The sequence below is a fragment of the Azospirillum sp. B506 genome (assembly GCF_000333595.1).
Classification (GTDB): Bacteria; Pseudomonadota; Alphaproteobacteria; order Azospirillales; family Azospirillaceae; genus Azospirillum.
Map to the genome: position 1 here is coordinate 1 of NZ_BADK01000405.1, position 3870 is coordinate 3870.

Genomic DNA, 3870 nt, shown 5'->3' on the forward strand with positions numbered 1-3870 from the left:
GCCTATACGGCGCCGGAAACGGCCGGACCGGAAGGGCGGCCGGGTGATGGGCGAAGCGACCTCTATGCGCTGGGCATCGTGCTGTTCGAGCTGCTGACCGGCCAGTTGCCGCTGACCGGGGAGTCGGCCGCGCAATGGCTGCACGCCCACATGGCGGTGCGGCCCCCGTCCCCCGGCAGCCTGCGGCCGGATGTTCCGCCGATGCTCGACGCGCTGATCCTGAAGTTGATCGCCAAGTCTCCGGACGACCGTTACCAGAGCGCCGCGTCGTTGGCCGACGATCTGGCGCGCTGTCTGTGCGATTGGTCCGCCCATCGGCACATCCCGGCCTTCGAGCTTGCGCGCGCCGACCGCATCCGCCGGCTGGCGCCGCCCGATGCCCTGCTGGGACGGGAGGAGGAGCAGCGCCTGCTGGGCGACGCCTATGGCCGGGTCGCGGCGGGCGGTCCGGGGCAGCTTCTCTTCATCGGCGGCGCCCCCGGATCGGGCAAATCGGCCCTGGTCGCCGACTTCATGCGGCACCGGCTTCCGGCGGACGCCCGCATTGCCGTCGGCAAGACCGATCAGTATCAACCCGCCATACCCTATGCGCCGATGCTCCAGGCATTGCGCCGGCTGGCGGCCGGGCTGGTCGCCGGTCCGCAGGAGGAGCTGACGGAGCTGCGCGCCCGGCTGGCTGAAACGTTGGAAGGGCAGCTGCCGCTGTTCCTCCACCTGTTGCCGGAGTTCGAGCCGGTGACCGGGCCGGCCGGCCATGCCCTGGACGATCCATCGAGCGCGCAGCCCTTGCGCATCCGCCGGGTGCTGACCGCCGTCCTGCAAGCCTTCGCCCGTCCCGGCGCACCTGTCCTGCTGTTCTTGGACGACCTGCAATGGGCCGACGAGGCCACCCTGGCTTTCATCCGTGGCCTTGTCGACGGCCCGCCGCCCGGACTTGTGGCGGTCGCCGCCTACCGGGACAGCAGCGCCGGCATCCGGGCGGGTTTCGGCGGCTTCCTGTCTTCGCTGCGGACCGGTGCGGCGGCGCCGACCTGGATCGCACTGCCGCCGATCGGGCCGCAGGCCACCGCCGCCCTGGTCGCGGCGGTGCTGGACGAACCGGTCGACCGGGCGGAGGATCTGCTGCGGCTGATCGGCAAGAAGACCGGCGGCAACCCGCTGCATATTCTTCAACTTCTCCGCACTCTGGTGGACGAGGGGACGTTGCGCCACGATGCCGGCCGTTCGATCTGGACATGGACGGCGGGAACGGCGGCCCTGCAGCCGGGCGGCGATACGGTGACCGACCTGCTGGTGGTCCGGTTGCGCCGGCTGCCGGCCGCCAGCCGGAATGCGGTGCGGCTGCTGGCCTGCATCGGCAACGGCGCCGACGACCGGTTGCTCGCCTCGGTTGCCGGCCTGCCGTCCGCCGCGGTTCAGGCAGCGCTCGCACCTGCCGTTGCGGCGGGGCTGGTGCTGCAACGGGAGGTCGGCGATTGGGGGCTGGTGCATGACCGCGTCCAGGAGGCCGCCTATGGGCTGACGCCGGCCGGCGACCGCCCGGCCCAGCATGCGGCGATTGCCGCCGCCATGTTCGCTCTATGGCCCGATCGCGGCCCCGAGGAGCTGTTCAGGATCGCTGCGCAGATCGAGCTTTCGCTCGGCGCTCCGCTCGGGGCCGGGCAGATCGGCGGTTTCGCCGGCACGCTGATCGACGCGGCGGTGCAGGCCGTGGCCGCCGCCGCACGCGCTCAGGCGCTGACCTATCTGGCCGGTGTCGACCGTATCCTGGGAGAGGATCGCTGGACCGGCTTCTACCCGCTGGCATGGCGGGCGGCGGTGCTGACGGCCGAATGCCTGCTGGCCAGCGGCGACGCTGCTGGGGCGGACCGCGTCATCGACGGCCTGTTCCGCCATGCCGGCGGCGCCATCGACGCCGCCGAGGCGTACCGGCTGAAAGCCGCAAGGCTGACGGTGGCGTCGGATTTCCGCGGCGCGGTGCGGGTTGCGCTGGACGGTCTGGCGCTGCTGGAGATCGACCTCCCCACCGATCCGCCGCCGGGTGCGGTTGAGTCCGCTTACGAGTCGATCCGGCGCCTGCTGGACGGCCGTCCGGTCTCGGCGCTGGCCGACCTGCCGCCGATGGACGATCGGCGGATCGAAGCCGCCATGGCGCTGCTGACGGCGCTGGAGGCGGCTTTCTTCTATCCGGCGGGGGACCTGCTGCACCTCCATCTCGCCAGGATGGTGGAGCTGACGCTGACGCATGGGGTGACCGCCGCCTCGGCTCAAGGGGTTGCCTGGTTCGGCGTCTCGCTGGCGACCGTTTTCGACAAGTATGAGGAGGGCTTCGCCTTCGCCTCCACGGCGCTGGAGATGGTGGATCGTCATGGCTTCGAGCGCTACCGCACCGCGGTGCTGGTGGCGTTGGATCAGGTCAGCCCCTGGACGCAGCCGCTGTCCTACGGTCTGGCCCATGTGCGCGAAGCCAAACAGGTCGGGCACCGCAGTGCCGAGCTGCGCATGCTCTGCTACAGCTGCAACCACATCGTCGCCGACCTGCTGGCGATGGGAGAGCGGCTGCCCGCGGTGCGGGAGGAGACCGACCCGCTGATCGCCATCGCGCGGGATGCGGGGTTCGACGACATCGTCGATGTGATGTCGACCCAGCGGGAGTATGTGCTGTCGCTGCAGGAGGATGCCGGCCAGACGGTTGGCAGTTGGGAGGCCGGCTTCCTCGACCCGGCGACGGCGCCGGGCCGCACGCCGATGTCGGCACTGTATTTCTGGACCTGGCAGCTGCGCGGACAGGCTGCCCTGTACCATCGGGACTTCCCCTTGTCGCGGGCCAGCCTGACGCCGGCATTCGGCATGATGTGGGCGGCGCCGGCGCATATCTCCGTCGGGGAGCTGACCTTCTACAACGCCGTCCTGCACAGCCAGGACCCGGGGGCCGATCCCGCGGCGTCGTTGGCGGAGGTGGCGCATTGCCGGCAGCGGCTGGCCCTGTGGGCGGGCATCAATCCGCTGACCTTCCGCAACAAGCTGGCCCTGGTCGATGCGGAGACGGCAAGGCTGGACGGCCGCGATGTCGAGGCGATGCGGCTCTACGACGACTCCGCGGCGGCGGCCGCCGCCGCCGGCTTCTCGCATGAACAGGGGCTGGCTCACGAGCTGGCCGGCCGCCATGCGCTGTCGCTGAGGCTTGGCTACGCCGCCCGCGACCAGCTGCGTCTGGCATCGGCCGCCTATCGGCGCTGGGGCGCGCTGGCCAAGGTGAGGGGGCTGGAGGAGGAATTCCCCTTCCTGGCCGCCGATGGACCCGCCGACGCCCGCCGGGGCATCGAGGATCTCGACATGGAGCTGGTGCTGAAAACGGCCCATGCCCTATCGGAGGAGATCCTGTTGGACCGGCTGGTCGAACGGCTGATGGTCAACATGATCGTCCATGCCGGCGCCCGGCGCGGTGCCCTGCTGTTGATGCGCGGGGACGACCCGCAGGTGGAGGCGACCGCGACCGTCGTCGGCAGCGACATCGTTGTCCGGCTGGCCGGTGAGGTCCCGCCGGAGGATCAGGTGCCGGCGGCGGTCCTGCACACCGTGCTGCGCACCCGGCGGACGTTGTCCTCCGGCGATACGGCGCCGGCGGCCGGCGGGACGGCGGGCTCCTTCCTCTGCCAACCGCTGATCAAGCAGGCGCGGCTGGTCGGCGTCCTCTATCTGGAGAACGACCTCGCCTCGAATGTCTTCACCCCGCGCAAGGCGGCGATGCTGGAGGTGCTGGCTCCCCAGGCGGCCAACGCGCTGGAGGCGGCGCGGCTCTACACCGACCTGAAGCGTGGAGAACCGCCGCCGCCAGGAGATGGAGGCGGCGCTTCGCTCGCGCGCGCC

At 71.1% G+C, this 3870-nt stretch carries 1 protein-coding gene; it reads left to right on the forward strand.

Annotation, left to right across the window (positions count from 1 at the left end; genetic code table 11):
• Positions 1-3870 (forward strand): AAA family ATPase (locus I71_RS12455; protein ID WP_042695176.1); only part of this gene is annotated, 3870 nt, incomplete at both ends.